General features: G+C 67.9%; 18 protein-coding genes. 3 read left to right on the top strand and 15 right to left on the bottom strand.

Annotation, left to right across the window (positions count from 1 at the left end; all coding sequences use genetic code 11):
* Window positions 1–108: 108 nt before the first annotated feature.
* Window positions 109–510, bottom strand: coding sequence for an IS3 family transposase (locus KRR26_RS23190; RefSeq protein WP_217080851.1), 402 nt, complete (start codon window positions 508–510; stop codon window positions 109–111).
* A complete protein-coding gene (locus KRR26_RS23185; RefSeq protein ID WP_217080850.1) occupies window positions 507–848 on the bottom strand; it encodes a transposase in 342 nt (113 codons plus the stop codon). The genes KRR26_RS23190 and KRR26_RS23185 overlap by 4 nt, the downstream gene beginning before the upstream one ends.
* Window positions 849–1,638: 790 nt before the next feature.
* On the opposite strand from KRR26_RS23185, the gene KRR26_RS37855 reads away from it, so the two are divergent.
* Window positions 1,639–1,749 (top strand): DUF5953 family protein, encoded by a 111-nt coding sequence (locus KRR26_RS37855; RefSeq protein ID WP_407931734.1) that lies wholly within the window; start codon window positions 1,639–1,641, stop codon window positions 1,747–1,749.
* A gap of 85 nt (window positions 1,750–1,834) precedes the next feature.
* Here KRR26_RS37855 and KRR26_RS23180 read toward each other — a convergent pair whose 3' ends face one another.
* The 13 genes from KRR26_RS23180 to KRR26_RS23120 all read right to left on the bottom strand — a co-directional run bounded on the left by KRR26_RS23180 (window position 1,835) and on the right by KRR26_RS23120 (window position 16,712).
* Window positions 1,835–2,422 carry a hypothetical protein gene (locus tag KRR26_RS23180; protein ID WP_217080849.1) on the bottom strand — a complete coding sequence of 196 codons (588 nt, stop codon included), beginning with the start codon at window positions 2,420–2,422 and terminating at the stop codon, window positions 1,835–1,837.
* Window positions 2,423–2,543: 121 nt separating this feature from the next.
* Window positions 2,544–4,370 carry a HAMP domain-containing sensor histidine kinase gene (locus tag KRR26_RS23175; RefSeq protein WP_120206726.1) on the bottom strand — a complete coding sequence of 609 codons (1,827 nt, stop codon included), beginning with the start codon at window positions 4,368–4,370 and terminating at the stop codon, window positions 2,544–2,546.
* Window positions 4,367–5,533: a sensor protein KdpD gene (locus KRR26_RS23170; RefSeq protein WP_120206725.1), complete on the bottom strand. Its 1,167-nt coding sequence runs from the start codon at window positions 5,531–5,533 to the stop codon at window positions 4,367–4,369. Before KRR26_RS23170 ends, KRR26_RS23175 begins: the two co-directional genes overlap by 4 nt.
* Window positions 5,534–5,611: 78 nt before the next feature.
* Window positions 5,612–6,268, bottom strand: a complete 657-nt coding sequence (gene kdpC, locus KRR26_RS23165) for a potassium-transporting ATPase subunit KdpC (RefSeq protein WP_120206763.1) — start codon at window positions 6,266–6,268, stop codon at window positions 5,612–5,614.
* A gap of 15 nt (window positions 6,269–6,283) precedes the next feature.
* A complete protein-coding gene (gene kdpB / locus KRR26_RS23160; RefSeq protein ID WP_120206724.1) occupies window positions 6,284–8,344 on the bottom strand; it encodes a potassium-transporting ATPase subunit KdpB in 2,061 nt (686 codons plus the stop codon).
* A gap of 2 nt (window positions 8,345–8,346) precedes the next feature.
* Window positions 8,347–10,065, bottom strand: coding sequence for a potassium-transporting ATPase subunit KdpA (gene kdpA, locus KRR26_RS23155; protein WP_217080848.1), 1,719 nt, complete (start codon window positions 10,063–10,065; stop codon window positions 8,347–8,349).
* A 9-nt stretch (window positions 10,066–10,074) separates the two neighbouring features.
* Complete coding sequence (gene kdpF / locus KRR26_RS23150; RefSeq protein ID WP_120206722.1) at window positions 10,075–10,164, bottom strand: K(+)-transporting ATPase subunit F; 90 nt, start codon at window positions 10,162–10,164, stop codon at window positions 10,075–10,077.
* A 111-nt stretch (window positions 10,165–10,275) separates the two neighbouring features.
* Window positions 10,276–11,361: an outer membrane beta-barrel protein gene (locus KRR26_RS23145; protein WP_217080847.1), complete on the bottom strand. Its 1,086-nt coding sequence runs from the start codon at window positions 11,359–11,361 to the stop codon at window positions 10,276–10,278.
* Between the two features lie 154 nt (window positions 11,362–11,515).
* The gene (locus tag KRR26_RS23140) at window positions 11,516–12,043 is read right to left on the bottom strand and encodes a hypothetical protein (RefSeq protein ID WP_217080846.1); all 528 of its coding nucleotides are present in this window, start codon (window positions 12,041–12,043) and stop codon (window positions 11,516–11,518) included.
* A gap of 94 nt (window positions 12,044–12,137) precedes the next feature.
* On the bottom strand, window positions 12,138–13,403 hold the full coding sequence (locus KRR26_RS23135) for a styrene monooxygenase/indole monooxygenase family protein (protein ID WP_217080845.1): 1,266 nt from the start codon (window positions 13,401–13,403) through the stop codon (window positions 12,138–12,140).
* Between the two features lie 274 nt (window positions 13,404–13,677).
* The gene (locus KRR26_RS23130) at window positions 13,678–14,277 is read right to left on the bottom strand and encodes a hypothetical protein (protein WP_120206719.1); all 600 of its coding nucleotides are present in this window, start codon (window positions 14,275–14,277) and stop codon (window positions 13,678–13,680) included.
* 52 nt (window positions 14,278–14,329) lie between these two features.
* Entirely contained in the window at window positions 14,330–16,009 is a 1,680-nt protein-coding gene (locus KRR26_RS23125; RefSeq protein ID WP_217080844.1) for a DUF6923 family protein, read from the bottom strand.
* 238 nt (window positions 16,010–16,247) lie between these two features.
* Window positions 16,248–16,712: an OsmC family protein gene (locus tag KRR26_RS23120; protein WP_120206717.1), complete on the bottom strand. Its 465-nt coding sequence runs from the start codon at window positions 16,710–16,712 to the stop codon at window positions 16,248–16,250.
* 356 nt (window positions 16,713–17,068) lie between these two features.
* On the opposite strand from KRR26_RS23120, the gene KRR26_RS36985 reads away from it, so the two are divergent.
* Complete coding sequence (locus tag KRR26_RS36985; protein WP_217080843.1) at window positions 17,069–20,938, top strand: Ig-like domain-containing protein; 3,870 nt, start codon at window positions 17,069–17,071, stop codon at window positions 20,936–20,938.
* A gap of 136 nt (window positions 20,939–21,074) precedes the next feature.
* On the top strand, window positions 21,075–21,452 hold the full coding sequence (locus KRR26_RS23110) for a VOC family protein (protein WP_328707195.1): 378 nt from the start codon (window positions 21,075–21,077) through the stop codon (window positions 21,450–21,452).
* Window positions 21,453–21,759 lie beyond the last annotated feature (307 nt).

The following is a 21,759-nucleotide window of genomic DNA, read 5'->3' as shown; positions in this document are numbered from 1 at the left end:
CAACACCAGTCGCCGCCACTCGGCGGCTCCAATTCGTCTCGTCATTCGCTCCTCCATCGCGCCCCTTGAACGCATGGAGGTGTCCCGACTCACTCAACTCCTCGACGCCTAGATCCGGACGGGTACGTCGGGCCTGTCGGTGGCAATCGTGCCGTCGTGGTGGCGAGGGCCCAGCACCCGGCGGGGCCTCCCCGGTGCCAGCAGGCCCGCCTGTCGCATCAGCCGCAGGCACCGAGCCTTCGAGGTGCGAGTCCCCCGCGCGCGCAGCCGAGCCCATACCTTGCGGTGCCCCTCGCCCAGGAAGGGCGAGTCGGCCAGCACGCTGGCAATGGCCTCCAGCAGCGCTTCGTCCTTCAGCGCGGCCCGGGGGCCCCGCTTGCATGGCCCGGGGGCCCCGGCCCGCCGACGTGCGCGGTGGCGGTACACCGTGGCTCGCGGTACGCGCCAGGTGGCCATCACCCGTGTCAGCCCATAGGGCTTGCGGCAGGAAGGCGAGAGCTGGGCGCTCATCCTCTCGACTTCCTCCAGGGAAAACCCGGCGCGTTGCCCTCCATCAACTGCGCCTTCTCTTCCAAGAGCTCGTTCTTCATCATCAACTCGCCCACCATCGCCTTCAGCCGCAGCACCTCGTCGTCCGCCGCCTCCGGCTCTCGGCTCTTCAACCCCGACTCACCCGCGGCCAGGAACTTCTCCCGCCACTCGCTCAGCACCGCCCCCGTGACACCCAGTTCCCGAGAGAGCGCGTCGAGGTCCTCGCCCTTCAGTAGTCGGAGCACCGCCTCCTTCTTCCTCTTCGCCGAGAACCGACCGCGCTCCGCCGTCCTGTCCTGCTTCTGCTGCTTCTTCACATCCACCTCACGATGGGGCGTTTATCCCCCAGAGAGGTGTCTCAAGAAATCGTGGGGCGGTGGATCATCACCTGGTTCCACTCGCTCCTACCGAAATAGGTTCTTAGTACTTCACTAACAAAATGAGCTGTGAGTCCCTATTCGTTTGCGAAACCATCCGGCGAGCCCTGAGTCGGCGAGAGCAGGAATCAAGAAACACATCGTCAGTCTGAACGGTGAAGCCCCGAGCGAGGAAGAACAGCGCGGAGCATGGGGCATCGTTGCAAATTCACGACCGAAGCGGTCATCCTGGCGCGACTGGGTACAGCCGATGCCCGCTGCCCCTGCGAATTCTCCCCGTCATCACTGTCTCTGCCATGTGAGGTCGATGCCTCGGCTGAGCCCATTTCATAGGCATTGGAGTCGAAGACTTCCCAGTCTTCTTATATTGAACGATGGTAAATGATTATTCCGAATTGAGTCGCGAGCCGCGTATTGACATCCCTGCAGACCTGTCGCTCACCGATATGGACAACAGCCGAGCGCTCGCATCCATGTTGGAGAACAAGGAACCTCAGAACAGCGCTTTAGAGATCTCACGCCAGATACAAGACGCGGCACGCAAGCGATGGATGTCGCAGCGCGGGCTGCCCGCACGCAAGCTCCCCGACACACTCCTCGCCCCTATAAAACTCCACACTGTCTTGCCTGGACCAACCACTTATCGGCGGCGACCGCGCGTACGATTCGTTTCCCCACTCGGCGAGTGATGACGTTTTGCACTCACTTGCGTTTCACATCGTAACAAGGAGTGGACTGTACCATTCATGCCCTCCTCGCCTTGGAGAATCCCATCCACTTGAAAGCGATTCTGCGCGCCTATGAACGCTTCCCGCAGAGTAGTGGGCGCGCCGCGACATGAGTCGAAGTCGGGGCAAATGAGTAGTGTGCCCCTGTCGTGAGGGCTACCGTGCGTGAGACGCCCACAAAACGCAGCGATCGGCGGGCTATTTCTGACCCGCGTTCGTTAGTGCTGGAGGTGTAGCGGGGGCTCCGGGTTGGGCTATCGCCTTGAGCTTTCCGATGGTGGGGGGATCCACGAGCACGATTCCCGGAAGAGAACCAACGTCCGGGACATGCTCGGGCGGGTCGTCCTTTTCGCAGTCGAGGAAGCGCCGGATGATGTAGGCCTGAAGCTCTGCCTTTGTCGCGCGGTCCGACACGAACCCCAGTTGCCAGTAGATCTTCAGGGCCGCATGGGCGTGTGCCGATGCATTGCGGTGGATCTGCTTGATGTCGTCGGGCTGATCCATCGCCTTGGGCGCGACCGAGAGCACCGCCCCAATCGCTCCAATCACCGCCGTCGCTTTCCGCAGTGACTCCTTGGAGAGAAACCCCGCGAGCGCGCTTCCCAGCGCGGCCAGGGAGGCTCCGGTGAGGAGCAGGATGTTCGCGTGCCGCTGAGCCTTCTCGGCGCGCCGTGCGTGGGCTTCGATTCGGGCCGTGCAGCGCCCCATCGAGCCCTCCACGACGGATGCGGGATCCATTGGATCCGCAGCCGCGGAAGTCCCAAGCACGACGCACACCAGCAGCATCCACGGCCAACCTGCTCGCAGCATTGCTCCCCCCTGGGTGATTCGCGTCAGCCTATGTGACGAGCCACGAGAAGAGCAAAGACGCGCGAGACATCCTCCTCGGGGACCTCGCCCCCCTGCGTCATGCCTGCTTCGGGATGGTGAACCAGAAGGTACTTCCTTGGCCGGGTTCACTCACGACTCCAATGGTTCCTCCGTGCGCCTGCACAATCTCTTTCGCGATGGAGAGTCCAAGGCCCGCGCCTCCCGCGGGTGCTCCGGGGGCTCGGTAGAACTTCTCGAAGATTTTCGCCTGCTGCTCCGCGGGGATTCCTTCTCCTGTGTCGCGGACCTCGAAGCGCAGGTTCTGCTCCTCGGGCGTCACTCGCACGAGCACTTCGCCCCCGGATTGCGTGTGCTTCACCGCGTTGCCCACCAGGTTGCCCAACACGAGCTGCATCCGGTCCGGGTCCACGGAGACCGTCTCCGCGTCCAGTGACACGTCTCGGAGAAGATGCACACCTCGCTCCGACGCGGCTCCTCGCTGCGTGTCCAAGGCCGACTCGACGAGTTCCTCCGTCCGCACGAGCTTCACATCCAGCAGGAGCTGTCCGCCCTGGATGCGAGAGAGATCCAACAAGTCATCCACAATTCCCTGGAGCCGCTCGCAGTCCTCCCGCGCCGCGAACATCAGGTCCGCCTGCTTCTCCGTCACCGGCCCCACCACCCCCTCCGCCACGAGGTGGATGGCCATCCGCAAGGAGGTCAGCGGCGTCCGGAACTCGTGCGCCACGGTCGCCACCAGGTCGTTCTTCAGCTCGTCGAAGCGACGCAGCCGCGTCACGTCCTGGAGCAACAACGTCGCCCCCACCACGTCCCCGGTCTCGCCGTAGACCGGGCTGCCTCGTGGCAGCAGCCACCTTGCTCCGTCCGCCGCCTCGACTCGCACGGCCTCCTCGTAGCCTCGTGGCTGATAGGCCCCGTGTCCTCCCACGACGTGCGCCCGCACTCGCTCCAGGACTTCGCGCACCTCGGGCACCACTCGGCCCAGCACGTCCCCTCCCCCTTCCAATCGCAGACGCAGGACGTCCTCGCCCGCGCGGTTGACGTTCAGCACGTCCCCCTCCGCCCCGAGCACCACCACCGGATCCGGCAAGCTGTCGATGGCCGCCTGTGACACCGCCTGCGCCTGCAACAGCTCGCCCAGGCTGCTCTGTCGATACTGGTCCAACCGCTCGGCCAGGGTGTTGATGTCTCGCCCGAGCTGCGCCATCTCGTCGCGCCCGTCCACCACGGCTCGCGCCGCGTAGTCCCCCTGCCCCAGCCGTCGCACCGCTTGCGACAACACCATCACGGGCCGCACCGCGCGGTGCACCAAGGACGTGGAGAAGAACAGGCCGACGCCCAGCGCCGCCACCACCGCCAGCACCATCAGCGTGTTCACGCGTTGGCTCTGCCGACTCAGCAGCTCGCTCTTGCGCACCATCGCGTCCTGGTTCAGGTCCAGGATGGCCGCCGCCGTGCGCTTCGCGTCCTGGAACGCCGGGGCCAATGACTTGAAGTACAGGTCGTGCGTCCTCGCCGCGTCCGGGGCCTCCAAGAAGGTGTCGAACTCCGTCCGGTAACGCTCCCACGCCGTTCGCATGCGGCGCGTCGCTTCCGCCTCACCGGGCTCGGTGATGTTCCCCTCCTGGACGCGCAGCTCGGACTCCAGGCGCGGGCGTTGCTCGGCCTGCTGCGCGACGCCTCGCTCCCGGTCTCCCGCGACGATGAACAGCGCGGCGCTGTCCATTCGCTCCAATTGCTCGGTCATCCGCTGCGTGGCGAGCACGCTGCGATAGTTATCCTCCAGGATTTGCTGTCCCGAGCGTCCCACCCTGCCGAGCGTGACGACCGCCATGACTCCGAGCAGCACCAGGGCGAGGGCCAGCGGCGCCTGGGCCAACAACAGACGGCCTCGCAGCGTCATGACCGGCGCTCCTCGTGCAGCGACTCGAAGGACACGACGTGGATGTCGAAGCCCTCGCCCTCACGCAGGAGCTGCGCGTCCACGGTCAGCCCGAGCCACTGCTTCCACTTCGGCTGATTCGACCGCCCGATGATGATGTGCCCCACGCCGTGCGACCGCGCGAAGTCCAACAGCGCCTCCACGGGATGCGTCGAGCGCAAGCGAACCACCTCCGCGCCCAGCTCCTTCGCCTTGTCGATGTTCGCCAACAGGTGACGCTGGGCCTCCGCGTCGATGAGGTGCGGCGCCTCGCGCGGCGTCTCCACGTAGACGACGAACCAATCCGTGTTCAATCGCCCCGCCATGCGGGAGCCGCGGCGGAGCAGGGTCGCCGCGCGCGGCGGGTAGCTCGACAGCGCCACCAGCACCCGGCCCCATGAGCCGCCGCCCTTCTGCTGTGCTTCCTCGCCGCCCTTCGCGTGCTGCCCCGTGGCCCGGTCCAGACTCTCGGCCACTTCGCGCAGCGCTAGCTCGCGCAGCGTGGACAGGTTCTCTCCCTTGAAGAAGCTCTCCAGCGCGCGCGGCACCTTGTCCGCCGCGTAGATCTTCCCTGCCTTCAGGCGCTCGTGCAGGTCCTCCACCGCGAGGTCCAGGTTCACCACCTGGTCCGCGCTCTTCAGGAAGCTGTCCGGGATCGTCTCGCGCACGGTGACGCCCGTGGTCCGCTCGACGAGGTCGTTCAAGCTCTCCAGGTGCTGCACATTGAAGGCACCAATGACATTGATGCCCGCGTCCAGCAGCTCCTGCACGTCTTGATAGCGTTTGCGGTGACGACACACCGGGAGGTTGGTGTGGGCCAGCTCGTCCACCACGGCGACCTGCGGCTTGCGCGCCAGCACCGCGTCCAGGTCCATCTCCTCCACGGTGACGTCTCGGTAGGTGTAGGGCTTGCGCGGCACCGACTCCAGGCCTTGCACGAGCGCCTCGGTCTCCGCGCGGCCGTGCGTCTCCACGAAGCCGAGCACCACATCCACCCCGCGTTTGCGCAGGGCGTGTGCCTCCTCGAGCATCCGATACGTCTTGCCCACGCCCGCCGCGAAGCCAATGTAGAGCTTCAGCCTGCCCCTCCGGCCGCGCTCCACCAGCTCCAGGAAGTCTTCCGCGCGCGTGCGCCGTGTCGTCACCCGAGTGTCCTTTGTGTGGCGCGAGGGCCGTACCCGGCCCCCGCGCCTCCCTATTTGCCAGCACGCCGCCCGCTCGCGCTACGGCTGCTCCAGCCCCGCCGCGGACGACGCTCCCACAGGCGCCGCCGCGGCGCCCGTGGGATGCACCGGCTCCACGGCCCGGCCGAACTGCCGGTCCAGGGCCAGGTTGAGGAGCAACGCGTTCACCCGAGGCTCACCCAGCACGCCCAGGGTGCGCCCCTCGACGTTCGCCTCCACCACCGCCAGCACGCGCGCCGGGTCCACGCCTCGCGCGTGCGCCACGCGCGGCACCTGCCACCGCGCCGCCTCGGGCGACAGGTGCGGATCCAACCCCGAGCCCGACGCCGTCACCAACTCCGCCGGCACGGGCCCCGGGGCGTCCGGGTTCTCCTTGCGCAGGCGCTCGGCGTCCGCGACGGCGCGGTCTCGCAGCTTCTGGGACGTAGGCCCCAGGTTGCTGCCCGAGGACGCCGTGGCGTCATACCCATTGCCCGCCGCCGAGGGACGCGGCTGGAAGTACGCCCCTCGCGTGAAGCCTTGCGCGATGAGCGCGCTGCCCACCTCGCGCCCGCGCTCGTCCACGACCAACGAGCCCTGGGCCTCATGCGGAAACAACACCTGCGCCACCCCCGTGACGGCCAGGGGATACAGCACGCCCGTGAGCACCAGCGTGACGACACACGCGCGCAGGGCGATGACCAGAGTGGAAACCATGACGTTCAACGCCTTTCAGACCATGCCCACGGCGGTGAGCAGCACGTCGATGACCTTGATGCCCACGAACGGGACGATGACGCCACCCACCCCGTACAACAGCAGGCTGCGCCGCAGCAGCGCCGCCGCGCCCAGCGGGCGGTACTTCACGCCTCGGAGCGCCAGCGGGATGAGCGCGATGATGATGAGCGCGTTGAAGATGACCGCAGACAGGATGGCGCTCAGCGGAGAACTGAGCCGCATGACATTGAGCGGCGCAATCTGCGGGAACACGCCCATGAACAGCGCCGGCAGGATGGCGAAGTACTTCGCCACGTCGTTGGCGATGGAGAACGTCGTCAACGTGCCGCGCGTCATCAGGAGCTGCTTGCCCACCTCCACCACCTCGAGCAGCTTGGTGGGGTTGGAGTCGAGGTCCACCATGTTCCCCGCCTCCTTCGCCGCCTGCGTGCCGGTGTTCATCGCCACGCCCACGTCCGCTTGAGCCAGCGCGGGCGCGTCGTTGGTGCCGTCACCCGTCATCGCCACCAGCTTGCCCTTGCCCTGCTCGGTGCGGATGAGCGCGAGCTTCGCCTCGGGCGTCGCCTCGGCCAGGAAGTCATCCACCCCGGCCTCCTTGGCGATGGCCGCCGCGGTGCGCGGGTTGTCACCGGTAATCATCACCGTGCGGATGCCCATGGCGCGGAAGCGGTCGAAGCGCTCCTTGATGCCGCCCTTCACCACGTCCTTCAGGTGCACGATGCCCAGCACCCGCGAGCCATCCGACACCGCCAGCGGCGTACCGCCCGCGTCACCGATGCGACCCGCCGCCTGCGCCAGCTCGGGCGGCACCGGTCCACCCTGCGATTGCACGTGCTTCACGATGGCATCCACCGCGCCCTTGCGGATGCTGCGCGGCTGCGGGTCATTCAGGTCACAGCCGCTCATGCGCGTCTGCGCCGTGAACGGCACGAACGTGGCCTGATGCGCCTGAAGCTCGCGCGGGCGCATCTTGTACGTGTCCTTCACCAACGTGACGATGGAGCGGCCCTCGGGCGTCTCGTCCGCCAGGCTCGCGAGCTGCGAGGCCTCGGCCAGCTCCTCGCGGCGCACGCCCGGCAACGGCAGCAGCTCGGTGGCCATGCGGTTGCCCAGGGTGATGGTGCCCGTCTTGTCGAGCAGCAGCGTGTCCACGTCGCCCGCCGCCTCCACCGCGCGGCCGCTCATGGCCAGCACGTTCTTGCGCAGGAGCCGGTCCATGCCCGCGATGCCAATCGCGCTCAGCAGGCCGCCAATCGTCGTCGGGATGAGGCACACCAACAGCGCCACCACCGCCGTGCCCGACAGCGGCACGCCCGAGTAGAGCGCCATGGGCACCAGCGTCACGCACGCCAGCAGGAACACAATCGTCAGGCCCACCAGCAGGATGTGGAGCGCGATCTCATTCGGCGTCTTCTGCCGCGCCGCGCCCTCCACCAGCCCAATCATGCGGTCGAGGAAGGACTCGCCCGGGTTGACGCTGATGCGCACGACGATGCGGTCGGACAACACCTTGGTGCCGCCCGTCACCGCCGAGCGGTCTCCACCGGACTCGCGGATGACCGGCGCGGACTCGCCGGTGATGGCGGACTCGTCCACGCTGGCGATGCCCTCCACCACCTCGCCGTCGCCCGGAATCAGGTCCCCCACTTCGCACACCACGAGGTCGCCCTTGCGCAGCGACGGAGCCGGCACGCGCTCCTCGCGGCCGTCCACCAGTCGGCGCGCCAGCGTGTCCTTGCGCATCTTGCGCAGGCTGCTTGCCTGGGCCTTGCCGCGCCCCTCCGCCACGGCCTCGGCGAAGTTGGCGAACAAGACGGTGAACCACAGCCACAGCATCACCGACACCGTGAACCACAGCGGCGCGCCATCCGGCCGGGGCGCGATGAGGTCCTTCACCACCAGCACGGTGGTGAGGAGGCTGCCCGCCCACACGACGAACATGACGGGGTTGCGCGCCACGTCCTTCGGGTGGAGCTTCTTGAGGCTGTCGAGCAGCGCGGGTTTGAGCAGCGACGCATCAAAGAGCGACGCCGGCTTCGAAGAGGCGGAGCTCATGGTCAGAAAGCCTTTCCGGCCGCGCCGAGGAAGTGCTCGACGATGGGACCGAGGGAGAGAGCAGGGAAGAACGTCAGCGCGCCCACGATGAGGACGACGCTCACGAGCAACCCCGTGAACAAGGTGCCGTTGGTGGGGAAGGTGCCGGGGCCCGCGGCCACGACCTTCTTGCCCACCATGGAGCCCGCGATGGCCAGCGCCGGCACCATCATCAGGAAGCGACCCGCGAGCATCGCCAGCCCCAGGGAGATGTTCCAGAAGGGCGTGTTGGCGTTGAGGCCCGCGAAGGCGCTGCCGTTGTTGGCCGTGCCGCTGGTGAAGGCATACAGAATCTCAGACAGGCCATGCGGGCCCGCGTTGTTGAGCGACGAAAGGCCCTGCGGAATCACCGCCGCCACCGCGCTCAAGCCCAGGATGACCAGCGGGAAGATGAGCACGTACAGCATGGCGAGCTTCATCTCCTTCGCTTCAATCTTCTTCCCCAGGTACTCGGGCGTGCGTCCCACCATGAGCCCCGCGATGAAGACCGCGAGCACCACCATGATGAGGATGCCGTAGAGGCCCGCGCCCACGCCGCCGAAGATGACCTCGCCCAGCTGCATGTTCACCAGGGGCACCAGCCCGCCCAGCGCCGTGAAGCTGTCGTGCATCGCGTTCACCGCGCCGCACGAGGCGTCCGTGGTGACCGTGGCGAACAGCGCCGAGCCGCACACGCCGAAGCGCAGCTCCTTGCCCTCCAGGTTTCCGTCCTGCGCCGCGCCGGACGCGACCAGCGCGGGGTTGGCCTGGGACTCGGCGGCGTAAGCAGCCGCCACACCCGCGAAGAAGAGGATGGACATGGCCGCGAACAGGGCCCAGCCCTGCCGCGTGTCCCCCGCCATCTTCCCGTACGTGTACGTGAGCGCCGCGGGGAGCGCGAAGATGGAGAGCATCTCCGCCAGGTTGGTGAGCGGCGTGGGGTTCTCGAACGGGTGCGCGCTGTTGGCGTTGAAGAAGCCACCACCGTTGGTGCCCAGCATCTTGATGGCTTCCTGCGAGGCCACCGGGCCCATGGCGAGCGTCTGCTTCACGCCCTCCATCGTCAGCAACTCCCGATAGGGCGCGAAGTTCTGGAGCACGCCCTGAGACACCAGGAACAGCGCGTAGACGAAGCAGATGGGCAAGAGCACGTAGAGCGTGGCGCGGATGAGGTCCACCCAGAAGTTGCCCAGCGTCTTCTGTCCCGCGGGGCCGGGCCGGCGGGTGAAGCCTCGCGCCAGGGCCAGCGCCACGCCCGCGCCCACCGCCGCGGAGACGAAGTTGTGCCACGCCAGCCCCATCATCTGGGACAGGTAGCTCATCGTCGATTCGCCCGCGTATGACTGCCAATTCGTGTTCGCCGTGAAGCTGGCGGCCGTGTTGAAGGCCAGCTCGGGCCCCACCGCGGGCAGGCCCTGCGGGTTGAGCGGCAGCACGTGCTGGAGCCGCTGAATGGCATACGTGCCCAGCATGCTCAGCAGGCTGAACGCGAGCATCGCCACGGTGTACTGCGTCCACGTCTGCTCCTGCCGAGCATCCGCGCCGCACAGCCGCAGGAGCACGCGCTCCACCGGCCCCAACACGCGCGGCAGGGGCTGGTGCTCTCCCTCGAAGACCCGGAAGAGATAGCCACCCAGCGGCTTCGTCAGCGCCAGCACGAGCGCGAAGAACAACAGAATCTGCAACCACCCAATGAGAGTCATGAGGAACGCCTAGAAGTGCTCGGGACGGAGCAGGGCGAAGACGAGATAGCCAGCCAACAGCACCGCGAGCGCCGCGCCCGCGACATATTCAAACATCATGACTGTTGCCTCACAGACGCTCGCAGCCGTGGGTATAGGCCCACGTGAGCGCGAAGAAACCGACGGTGACGAGCACCAACACCAGGTCCATGTTCCGTGACTCCGTTTGTTTCAGAAGTAGGCGACGGCGCCCGCCACCACGAGCGTCTCGTGGGGCCTCAAGACGGGCGCGCCGTCGACAGTGGTCTCTCGCCCCGCGAAGACATCCTCCGTCGAGCGGTCGTGCCGCGCCTCCAGCTTGAGGGTGAGATGTTCGGCGGGCTTCAGCTCCAGCGTGAGCGTGCCCTCGGCCAGCGTCTGCGCCGCGCCGCTGAGCAGGCCGTCGCGGTCCCGGTACACCTCGGCGCGCGCGGCCAAGGCCACGGCCTCGGCCAGCCTCACCCGCGCGTTCACACCCGCCGCGTACCACAGCGCCGCGCCCTGCTCTGGCCGAGCCTGCCGCCCCACGTCCACCGAGGCGGCCACGCTGAGCGCGTCCGTCACCCGGTACGTGGCCACCAGGTCCCCGAAGAGGCGCAGCCCCTCCGCGTCCCCGGAGCCCTCGTTGCCGAGGAACGTGTTGAACGACGCGGAGAGCCGCTCGCCCGAGTATGCCACCTGCGTGCCCACGGCCTTGCCGTGGTTGTTCTCACCGATGGTCTGCCAGCCATTGATGAGGTGGAGCTGCGCGCTCCACGCATCATTGAACTTCCAGGTGCCCTTCAGGCCCGTCTGGTAATAGGGCGACAGCTCCCCCATCCACGAGCGCGTGTAGGTCCAGTTGAGCTGCGATTGAAAGGACTCCAGCCCGATGTGGCTGGGGTAGATGCCCGCCTCCAGCGTCAGCGCCCCCGTGACGAAGGACAGCGAGGCCTGCTGCACGTGGCGCCACACCTCGGGGCCCACGTCCGTGCCCACAGGCTCGGCCGCATGCAGGACCTCCATGCCCGTACCGAAGCCCAGCAGCACCTTGAAGCCCACCGGCTCGGGGGCGAGGCTCACGCCCAGCGAGGCGAGGTTGATGGAGGCCTCGTCGTGGCGCTTGGCGGTGGTGCCCGTGCCGGGGATGAAGTTCGCGGCGTCCGCCGGACGGTTGAAGTTGTAGCTGAAGTAGGTGTCCACCCCGCCCTCCACGGTGAGCCGCGAGAGGGCCGAGGGGGACTCGGTCTGGGACAACAGGAGACTGGAGAGAAGGGCTGGAAGGTCGAAGGGGGACATGAACGCTCCGCCCGTCCCCTTCAGCAGCCGCCGTACCAAGCGCCGAGCCGTGTCACCTCAAGGACATCCAGGGGTTGGCCGACCGCCCTCCTCCCCTGGATTGCAAGGTGCACGACGGCCCCCCTGGGGCCCGTGCGCGCTGAAAGGGCGTGCGTCAGTCCAGGCCGACCTTGCCCGCGGACCCGTAGGCCTTGCTCCGCCCCGGCCGAGCGAGCCCGTGCGCGCGCAGCCGGGCACGCAGGGCCTGGAGGGCCTGGGCCCGCCCCGTCAGGACGAGGTCCGCCTCCGGCAAGACCCGCAGCGCGTCGCCAAGCCGCGCCGAGAGCAGGTCCAGGTGCCCGTATCCGGCCTCGCGCGGGACACAGTCCGCGTGCTCCACGCCGAGCCGTTGGAGGACGCTCGCGCTCGCCACGGGGTCGGACACCTCGAACACGCAGTGGAGCGCGTGGGCGCGGCGGGAGTGCCGCCCCATCAATGGAGGAGCGCGGCCCGAGGAACTGGCAGACCTCCCCCACCTTCGCCTCGCGGCCCCATCGGGCGTCCAGGCCACGCCCCGCAGCTCCGGCCCGGTCCACGTCACCTGACGAAACCGGGGCGACAGCTCCTCCGCCTCGGTGATGCGCGCGCTGCGAAAGAGCAACCGTCCCAGGACGCTGCCCAAGAGGGCCTTGCCCGATGCCATGCGTGGCTCCTTCCCAGGCCCGCATGGAACGCGCACCGGCGCCTCCGCGCCCGTCAACTTTCATGAACCTTCGGTGAAGGCGCCCGCGCCGACGCTACGCGCCCCCTGCGCCTTGCTTCACTTCGGCGCGCGCGGCCTCCGCGATGAGCGCCTGGGTCTGCTCGGCGCTGTCGATCCACGGCCAGAAGCGCTGCGGCTCTCCGAAGTTGTCGAAGAAGAGGTCGCCCAGCGAGCGCACCTCGGACGCGGCGCCCAGGAAGCCTTGCATGTGCGGCGACGCGGGCGACAGCAGCAGGTTGGTGAAGGCGGTGATGTATTTGCCCTCGCGCTGCCAGAAGCGCTCGGAGGTCTCCTGCATCCAGCCCTCCGTGAAGGGCCGGTCTCCCCACTCGCGGATGGCCTCGAACAGGGCGTGCGCGGCCTTCGAGGCGCAGTTGAGCCCCTGCCCCGCGATGGGGTCATTGAGGATGACCGCGTCCCCCAAGCCCAACACCACCTTCCCCGAGGCGAGCCGTCCCACCGGCTTGCGCACCATGGGGGTGAAGCCCCCCACCAACCACGACGACTCATCCACGATGGAGGCCCCCTCCAGCCGAGACTCCAGCCAGGGGGAGAAGTCATGCACCACCCCGCGCATGCGCGCGAACATCTCCGCCGCGTCCCTGGCGTCGCCGAAGCGGTCCAATCCCTGTCCAGGGATGGCCTCGACCAGAATGCACGTCTCGGGGCCGCGGATGCGATCATGGTAGGGCATGGAGAAGTACTCCCCGTGCCCGGGCGCCAGGACGAACTTGAGGGCCGGGAAGGGCGTGTCGTTCCAGGTCCGCATGCCCCGAATGACCATCGCCGCCAGGTTGCGCGCCGGCCGCGTGTGCGGGCTGCGCTCCGCGTCTCGCTCGAACAGCCCTGGAAAGGAATTGCGGCCCGTGGTCACCACCACCAGCTCGTGGCGTGACGCGAGCGCCTCCAGGCCCTGCGAGTCCATGGAGTGATAAACGACCGTGCCGCCGCGGCGCTCCAGCTCCCCGAGCCAGCGCGGATACTTGACCCGCAGGTCCACGGCCATGCCCGGCACGCGGACCCGCCCGTACACCCGAAGTGCCCGAGTCCCCGGCGCCCCACAGATGTCCAGGTCACCGCCCTGGGAGTGGTCACCCTGCCCCTCCCAGAAGTTCAGTCCCAGTTCGCGCTCGTACTGACAGGCCCGCCCGAACAGGTACGTCGTGGCCTGGATGCGCGCGTTGAAGATCTGCTCCGGCGTCCGGTCCGAATAGAGCGTGACTGGATAGCCTTCAGACCTCAGGGCGAACGCGAGCAACAAGCCCGCCTGCCCCGCCCCCACAATGCCAATGTCCCGCATGGCCCCTCATTTCCCGGCTGGTCTCGCGGACTCTACGTCGCGAACCCAGACGCCAAGAACGACCGAGTCTTGAACTCAATCGATTGAGCAGACAGTTTCCACCAGGACAGCATTGGCCGTCAGGCTTGAACCCGGAATTCCGCTGAGGAGGCGAAGATTCGAGCCACCTGGATAGGTGCGCCCGGCACCCCACAGTGAACCGCCCAGATGACGACGCCCGGCACCAAGACAGGTGCCGGGCGTCTTGCCTCGACGAAGCGAGGTCAGCGGGACTTCAGTAGGCCACCACGGTGCTCGGCAGCATGAGCGTGTCGCCCGCGCGCTGCGAGACCACGGACCGGCTCAGGTCCATCTGCACCACCGCGTGACGGCGAGGCGTCAGCAGGGCGCGGGTGACCTCGAAGCGGATGGGCGCCGTGCGGACATCGAGCGCACCGGACGGGCCGGCGACGCCGGACGGGCCGTTGGCGCTGTCGAAGCCGCCGAACTCATCCAGGCGGATGACGACCTGGGCGGAGTCCGTGCCGGGCGGCAGGGTGAAGAGGCCGACGAGGAACGCGTGGTCCGTGCGAGCCAGGTCCATCACGGTGGACTTCATCTCCACCGGCAGGGGCGTGCCGTTCGCGGTCACCGTCATGCTGTCCACGTTGACGAACGCGCCCTGGAACTTCTTCGCCCCGGTGCCGAGGATGCGCACCTCGTACTGGTTGTCGGCGAGCTGCACCACCGCGTCGTCATCGCCCACGGGCGAGCTGCCGCCATTCGTGGGAGGAGGGGTGGTGTCCGGCGTGTCCACCGGCGGCTTCGACTCACCGCACCCCGCGAGGGCCAGGCTCCCCAGCACCGCCACCGTCCACTGCTTCCAGTTCTTCATGTCTGTATTCTCCAGAATCCGTTGGGTTGTGATTGAGGCCCGAGTCCTGGACTCAGCGGCTGCCGCCCCGAGGCGAACTGGCGATGGAGAGGGCATGCCGCGCCCCCGCCGGGCCACCGTTGAAGGCCGCGGGCAGCGACAGCTTGGAGCCCTGGTCGTTGAGCACACGCAGCTCCTTCAGGCGCGTCTCCATGTCCGAGGGCGAGCCGGAGTCCATGGCGGACCGGGCACTGTCGATGCTCTGCTGCGCAGGCGAGCCGAAGAGGCGTGCGTTGCACATGGCGGTGAGCGTCTGACGACCCAGCTTCACGCGCATGGCGTCCTCGTCGGAGCGCTGACGGCGATCCGCCGTGGTGGCCGGGTTCATCCACAGCACGCCCAGGGCCTCTTCCTTGCTCCCGATGACGCCGAGCTTGCCCAGGTCGATGTCGCCACCCTTCGCGAGGCACGCGGCCACCGCCTGCTCATGCGTCTTGAAGTAGCCCTCGTTGCGGGTGATGGACGGCTGGCCACCGCCCACGGTCGGCGGGAACGCGCACATGGCGAAGTTCTCGTTGCCGTTGAGGCTCACGTCACCGACGGCGACCACCGTGAAGGCACCCGTGGCGATGTCCACCTTGTAGAGCGTGTTCACCGGGTGGATGAGGCCCGTCAGGTCACTGCCGTAGATGTAGAAGTTGCCGGCGGAGTCGAAGGCGGCGGCGGGCGCGACGAAGTAGAGCGCCGGCAGGCCGGTGAGCGCGTCGTTCGGGCCCACGGGACCGAAGTCGGTGGTGGCACCCGTGGCCGGATCGAACGTGGTGAGCCGGTGCGTCACGTGGTTGTAGCCATACACCTTGCTGTCGGTCGGGTTCGTGGCGAAGTCGAGCACCTCGGCCACCGTCAGCGTGGGGCCCGCGAACGTGACGGAGTTCGTGGTCAGGTTGATGCGCGCGTACTCAGGCAGGACGCCGAAGCCCGGGCCGCTGTAGACGAGGTACGTGCCATCCGCGAGCACGGTGCCCGCGGGGAACGTGTTGAGGCCCAGCTCGGGGAGCGGCGCCACCGCGGTGGCCACGCCGTCCGCGCCAATCTTGATGAGGTTCTTCAGCGGCAGCGTGTTGTCGATGGCATAGACGTAGCCATCCAGGTGGTTGAACGCCGTGGCGGCGTAGAAGGCAGACGCCGTGGAGAACGGAGTCAGCGCGGCCGTCGTCGTGTCCATCTTGTTGAGCGTGGTGTTGGGCAGGCCCAGACCGCTCGCGGAGAAGTACAGCGTGTTGTCGCAGGGGAGCGCGTTGGACGCCTTGCACGTCACCTTCACCGAGCTCTGCGCGGTACCGCTGTCCCAGGTGACCGCGAAGGTGTTGGTGAACGAGGGGTCCGGAGAGCCCGGCGTCGTCGGGTCATCATCCGCGTTGCCCAGGGTGACGCAGTCCGCCGGGCTGTTGATGACGTACTTGTAATAGCTGATGAGGTTGCCGCCCACCGGGACGGACTGAGGCAGGGTCGGCGTGAAGGTCCAACCAAACGGCTCCAGCAGCGGATCCGTGGCGGTCAACAGCTCCGAGGGGAGCGTGGGGTGAGCGTTGAGGGCGACCGTCGTGAAGTCGAGTGTCGTTGGATAGGAGGTGACATCGATGGTCTGGTGTCCATTCACCAGCTTCAACACAACGAAGTCATGTGCCTGTGCCGCTCCACCCCCCACCACCACCGCTGCCGCCGTGAGCGCGGCCTTCCATGGCTGCTGCATTTTCGTCGTTCCTCCAGAGAGTAAAGCCTCCCTCAGTGAGAAAGGCCGTGCCCTCCCTGTTCATCCGCCGTGCCAGGTCGGAGAAACGCGTTTCCTCATCAGGTGCTCAACAGACAACCGCGCACTCCCGTGCACGACTGCGGGCTTCCCAATACAAAGACATTGCTCGAATTGCACGAGTTGGTTTGACATAAAAACCAACATGGACGTTTCGTTCAATCCGAGCCGCAATCGACCGCTAGTCGACGAAGTGGAGCTCGGGCTCGACGCGGATGTCGGTGCGCACGCTGTTGGCGATGTAACACTCGCGGTGGGCTTGCTCGATGAGCGCGCGCACCCGCTCCTCGCTGGGGCCCTTGGCCAGGTAGATGCGGGGGCGCAGGACGATGGAGGTGATTCGGATGGGCTTGTCGTCCTCGGGCATCACCGCCTCCGCGCGGTCTTCGTAGCGGACCACGTTGAAGCGCGCCCGGGCGGCGATGGCGAGGAAGGACAGGAGCTGACAGGACGACGCGGCCAGCACCAGGAGTTGCTCGGGGTTGGTGCGCGCGGGGTTGCCTCGGAACGTCGGGTCCGAGCTGAGCTCCAGGGACGCCGCCGCTGGAATGGCCCGCGCCACGTGTGAGCGGTCATACGACTCGTAACCCACACCGGTGGAGCCCTCCCACCGACACTCGACTTCGTAACGATGCGTGTGTGCCATCTGAACCTCCTGAGCAGCAGGCTTAACTGCTGGACAGCTTGAAGTCTTGAACGTTCTGGGGAGGCGCACATGCGAGGACCATGTCGGACACCCGGTGCCGCCGCCGGACCGGAACTCGGATAGCCCTGAAACACAAACATCACTTGCAATTCCGCGCCACGCGGTGCGGCGGACCTCCTGGATAGCCTGCAACACAGCGGAGTTCGGGTGAAACATTCAGGCGCAACGTGTCTGGATTCTAGAAGCTGGATCCAGCCCTCGGAATCGTCGCGCGGAGGGCTGACGCCACGTGTTTGAAATTGTTGAGCCCGCGGGAGTGCCGCGGTCGTGGCCCTGCCGTTGCTCTGTGAAGCGGCGTGCAAACGCCCCCTCTCGTCCCCTTGTGTCGTGCTCCGCGCTCGCGGGCGTTCTCGCTCGCGGCCTTGCTGGTTTTCCTGCTCCCGGTGGCGTCACGTGCCGCGCCGGGGCTGCGCCATCAGGAGGACCAGCATGGCGACTTCGTGTTGATTGGAAACACGCTCGCGCAGGAGTGCGCGGCGGGCACCCCCGCGCCGGTGGTGGGGACGGTGGGCGCCTGCGGCACGGCCACCGCGGACACCGCGCCGGACGTGTTCTGGACGCTGGAGGGGGGCAGCGCGCGCGCGGACCTCCAAGTGGCGCCCTCGGCGAGCAGCAGCCAGGCGATGCTCACCCTGCCCGCGGGGGCGCTCGTCACCTATGCGCGGCTGTACTGGGGCGCCACCCGCTCCGTCCCCGCCATGGCGGGGCCCTTGTCTCCGGACACGCAGGTCACGTTTCGACGGCCGGGAGGCTTCACGCAGGCGGTGTCGTCGGATGCGGAGCAGGTGCACTCGGCGGAGGGCGTGTATGCCTATCAATCCTCGGCGGACGTGACGGCCATCCTGCAGGCCCAGGGGCCGGGCATCTATGGCGTGACGGGGGTGGACGCGGTCGACCTGCGCAACATCAATGACGCGAATCCGTTCACGGGCTGGTCGCTCATCGTCTTCTACCGGCTGGACAGCGAGCCGCTGCGCAACCTCACCCTGTTCGACGGATTGGACAAGGTGGCCGCGGGGTCGCGCACGGACACGGCGCTGTCGGGCTTCCTGGTTCCCCAGTCGGGCTTCAGCGCGAAGCTGGGTGTCATTGCGTACGAGGGTGACAACACCATCACCGGGGACCAGCTCGTCTTCAATGGCGTGGCGCTCTCGGACGCGGCGCGGCCCCAGGGAAACTTCTTCAATGGCTCGCGCTCGCACTTGGGGCAGCCGGTGAGCAACGCCGGGGACCTGCCTCGGCTGACGGGGACGGCGGGGAGCATGTCCGGGTTGGACCTGGGCGTGGTGGACGTGACGTCGCGCGTGTCGGGCGGGCAGACGTCCGCGTCGGTGTCTGCGACGTCCACGGGAGATGGCTACTGGTTGGGCGCGTTCGTCACGTCCATCTCCACGCAGGAGCCGGACTTCAACCACACCGTGAAGTCGGTGCGGACGCTCGCCACGCATCCGGACGGCGGTACGCGCGCGGGCGACGTGCTCGAGTACACCCTGACGACGCGCAACACGGGGACGGACACGGGCGTCTCGGTGGTGCTGGTGGATCCGCTGTCGCCGCAGGTCGCGCTGGTGCCGGGCTCGCTACAGGTCGTCGCGGGCGCGAATGCGGGCGTGAAGACAGACATCGCCGGGGATGACTCAGCGGAGTACGACGCGGGGCAGCACCGGCTCGTCTTCCGACTCGGGAGCGGCGCGACGGGGACGCAGGGGGGGATGCTCGCGCCCGGGGAGGGCGCGACCGTGTCCTTCCGCGTGGTCGTTCGGCCGGGCGTGACGGGGGCCGTGGACAACCAGGCGTTCGTCACCAGCCAGGGCCTGCTCGGCGCGGTGGCGAAGACCGTGGGCTCCGCGCCGGGTGAGGGCCAGGGTGCGAACCCCACGCGCGTGGTGCTGACGCTGCCGCCCGCGCCAGGGGTGACGCAGCCCACGGAGGGCGCGCTCCTGGGCGGTGACACGCCGACGTTCGCGGGCACCGCCGAGCCGGGGAGCACGGTGTCTGTCGTGGTGGATGGCACACACGTGTGCACCGCCGTGGCGAGCGCCTCCGGGGCGTGGTCGTGCACGGCCTCGGCGCCGCTGATGGATGGACCGCACACGGGGAGCGCGACGGCGCAGGACGCGGCGGGCAATGTGAGCCCGGCGACGGGCTTCGGGTTCGCCACGGACGCCACCGCGCCCTCCGTCACGCTGACCGTCACGCCCTCCGCGAACACCTCGTTCGAGGGGACGGCGGACCCCGGCAGCACCGTGACGCTGGAGATCGACGGCATCGCGCACGGGCCCATCCCCGTGGATGAGCAGGGGCACTGGACGTTCATCCCGCCCGAGCCGATTCCAGATGGCAGCCACACGGCGACCGCGACCAGCACCGACACGGTGGGCCACACGAGCACGCCGGTGACGGTGCCCTTCGAGGTGGACACGGTGGCGCCCGATACGTTCATCGACGCGGGCCCGCCGCTCACGGGGGCGACGGCCCAGGCAGTGTTTGACTTCAGCGCCTCGGAGCCCAGCGTCACCTACGTGTGCAGTGTGGATGGACAGGCGTATGTCCCTTGCTCGAACCCGTCATTCATCTCGGGCCTCGCGGACGGTGCGCACACGCTCGCGGTGAGCGCCATCGACGCCGCCGGGAACGTCGATCCGACCCCTGCGCGCTACGCCTGGACCGTCGGTGGAGGCTCCGGCAACGGCGGAGATGCCGACGGTGGCACGGGGAACGGTGGCGACACGGACGGGGGTTCGGGCAACGGCGGCAACCCGGATGGCGGCACGGGGAACGGCGGAGACGCTGACGGCGGCTCCGGCAACGGGGGCAACACCGACGGCAGCACCCCGGATGGCGGCACGGGGAACGGCGGAGACGCTGACGGCGGCTCCGGCAACGGGGGCAACACCGACGGCGGCTCCGGCAACGGAGGCAACACCGACGGCGGCTCCGGCAACGGAGGCAACACCGACGGCGGCTCCGGCAACGGGGGCAACACCGACGGCGGCTCCGGCAACGGAGGCAACACCGACGGCGGCTCCGGCAACGGGGGCAACACCGACGGCGGCTCGGGCAACGGGGGTGATGGCTCGGGCAATCCGGGCGGCAGCGGCGATGGCGAAGAGGGAACACATCTCTTCTCCGTGGCGGGGCATGGCTGCGGCGCAACGGGACCGAGCGATGCCGCTCCACTCGCACTCCTGCTGCTCCTCCTCCCGTGGATGCTTCGCCGGCGGGGCGAGGCCCGCTCGCTGACGGGCATGGCCGCGGTGCTCGCAGTGCTCGTGGGCTCGACCTCTCGCGCCCAGGACAGCGCATCGCAAGCCATTGATGCCCAGCAGTACAAGCCGGGCCCTGGCGCGTTCGACGTGCTCGGCGTCCAGAGCGCGCAGGTCGCGTCTCACCTGAGCGCCTCGTTCGGGGTCTCCGTCAACTACGCGGACAAACCGCTCAGCGTCTTGATGGATGGGCAGTACTCCGCGCAGCTCGTGAAGAATCAACTCACGGCGGACTTCCTTGGCTCCCTCTCGCTGGGAGGGCGCGTGGAGATGGGGATTGCCATTCCCATCACGGGCCATGGCTCGCAGCCTGCCGGGAGCGCGGATCCCGGCCTGGCCTCGGGGACGTCTGGTGTGGGATTGGGAGACATCCGCATTGTTCCCAAGCTGAGGCTGCTGTCCTCGCAACAGGGACTGCACCTCGCCGTGTCCGCGCCCGTCGTGCTGCCCACGTCAGGCGGCAAGGACTTCCTCGGAGAGAGCGGCCCCTCATTCCAGCCACGACTCGTGGGCGAATGGGCACACGAACGGATCCGCCTGATGGCCAACGCGGGCGTGGTGCTCCGCCGCTCCGAGTCCCTGCTCAACCTGAAGGTGGGCCACGCGCTGACGTATGCACTGGGCGCGGAGATTCCGCTCGGTGAGGCGCGACAGCTCCTCGTGGAAGCCTCGCTCGCTGGGAGCATGGGCTTGCAAGCGAACCGCGCCGAGGAGCGTCCCTTGGAGCTGCTCGGCGCGCTGAAATACCGCTTCGAGAACGGGCTCGCCGTGCACCTGGGCGCAGGCCCTGGCATCGGCCGTGGATATGGGACGCCCGCGTTCCGCGCCTTCGGTGGGCTGTCGTGGAGCCCCTCGAGCGACGCCCCACGCGCGGAACGACCTGTTGCATTCCGCGAGTGACCTTCTTAGGTTCAGCGCCGGTCGGAAAACGGCGGACCGGTTCGGTGAGCCCCGGTCACTTCCACGGTGGAAGCACTTGTTCCCCCCTCTTTTGGGGTGAGAACCCTCGACCTTGCCAAGGCACACGTGTGCCTTCGTGAGGCTCGCCGTGAAGCTCAATCACCTGGACCTCCAGGTCCCCGACGTCCAGCGCAGCGTTCAGTTCTTCGAGCGCTACTTCAACTTCGAGATGTGCTCGAACCGCTCCTCCCCAGCCGTCGCGGTCATGGAGGATCGCCACGGCCTGGTGCTCGTCCTCCAGCGACTCAAGAACCCCGCGGAGAAGTACCCCGAGGGCTTCCACATCGGCTTCTACGTCGAGGACGAAGCGCTCGTGCATGAAGTCCAGGCCAAGGCCCGCGCCGATGGGCACGAGGTCTCCGACATCATCCGCAACAACCGCGGCACGATGCTGTACTTCAAGGCCCCCGGCGACCTGCTCGTCGAGGTGAACTGTCGCCCCCGCGCGGCATAGCTCGGCCCCATGCCGTGAAGCGGTTCGCCACCCCCAAGTGGCGAACCACCCTTTCATGACGTGCGCACCGCGCGACGACGCACGCGCGTTCCATCTGAACGCAGCACGCGTCTCGCCTCCCCCGGCGCGAGGCCCAGGTGAGAGTGAGCCCGTGTTCCCTGGCCTCTCACGCCTTACTGGTACAATGATTGCTATTCAGCGGCGGCTCCTGCCCGGGAGTCACGCGTCCGTCGGAGCGGGCTCTGGATACATCCAGGGAGCCATTCATGACGAAGTACCAGTGCAGGCGATGCTTCGTCACCTTCTA

The sequence above is a fragment of the Citreicoccus inhibens genome (genome assembly GCF_019039035.1).
Lineage (GTDB): Bacteria > Myxococcota > Myxococcia > Myxococcales > Myxococcaceae > Citreicoccus > Citreicoccus inhibens.
This window is presented reverse-complemented; position numbering and strand designations above follow the sequence as displayed.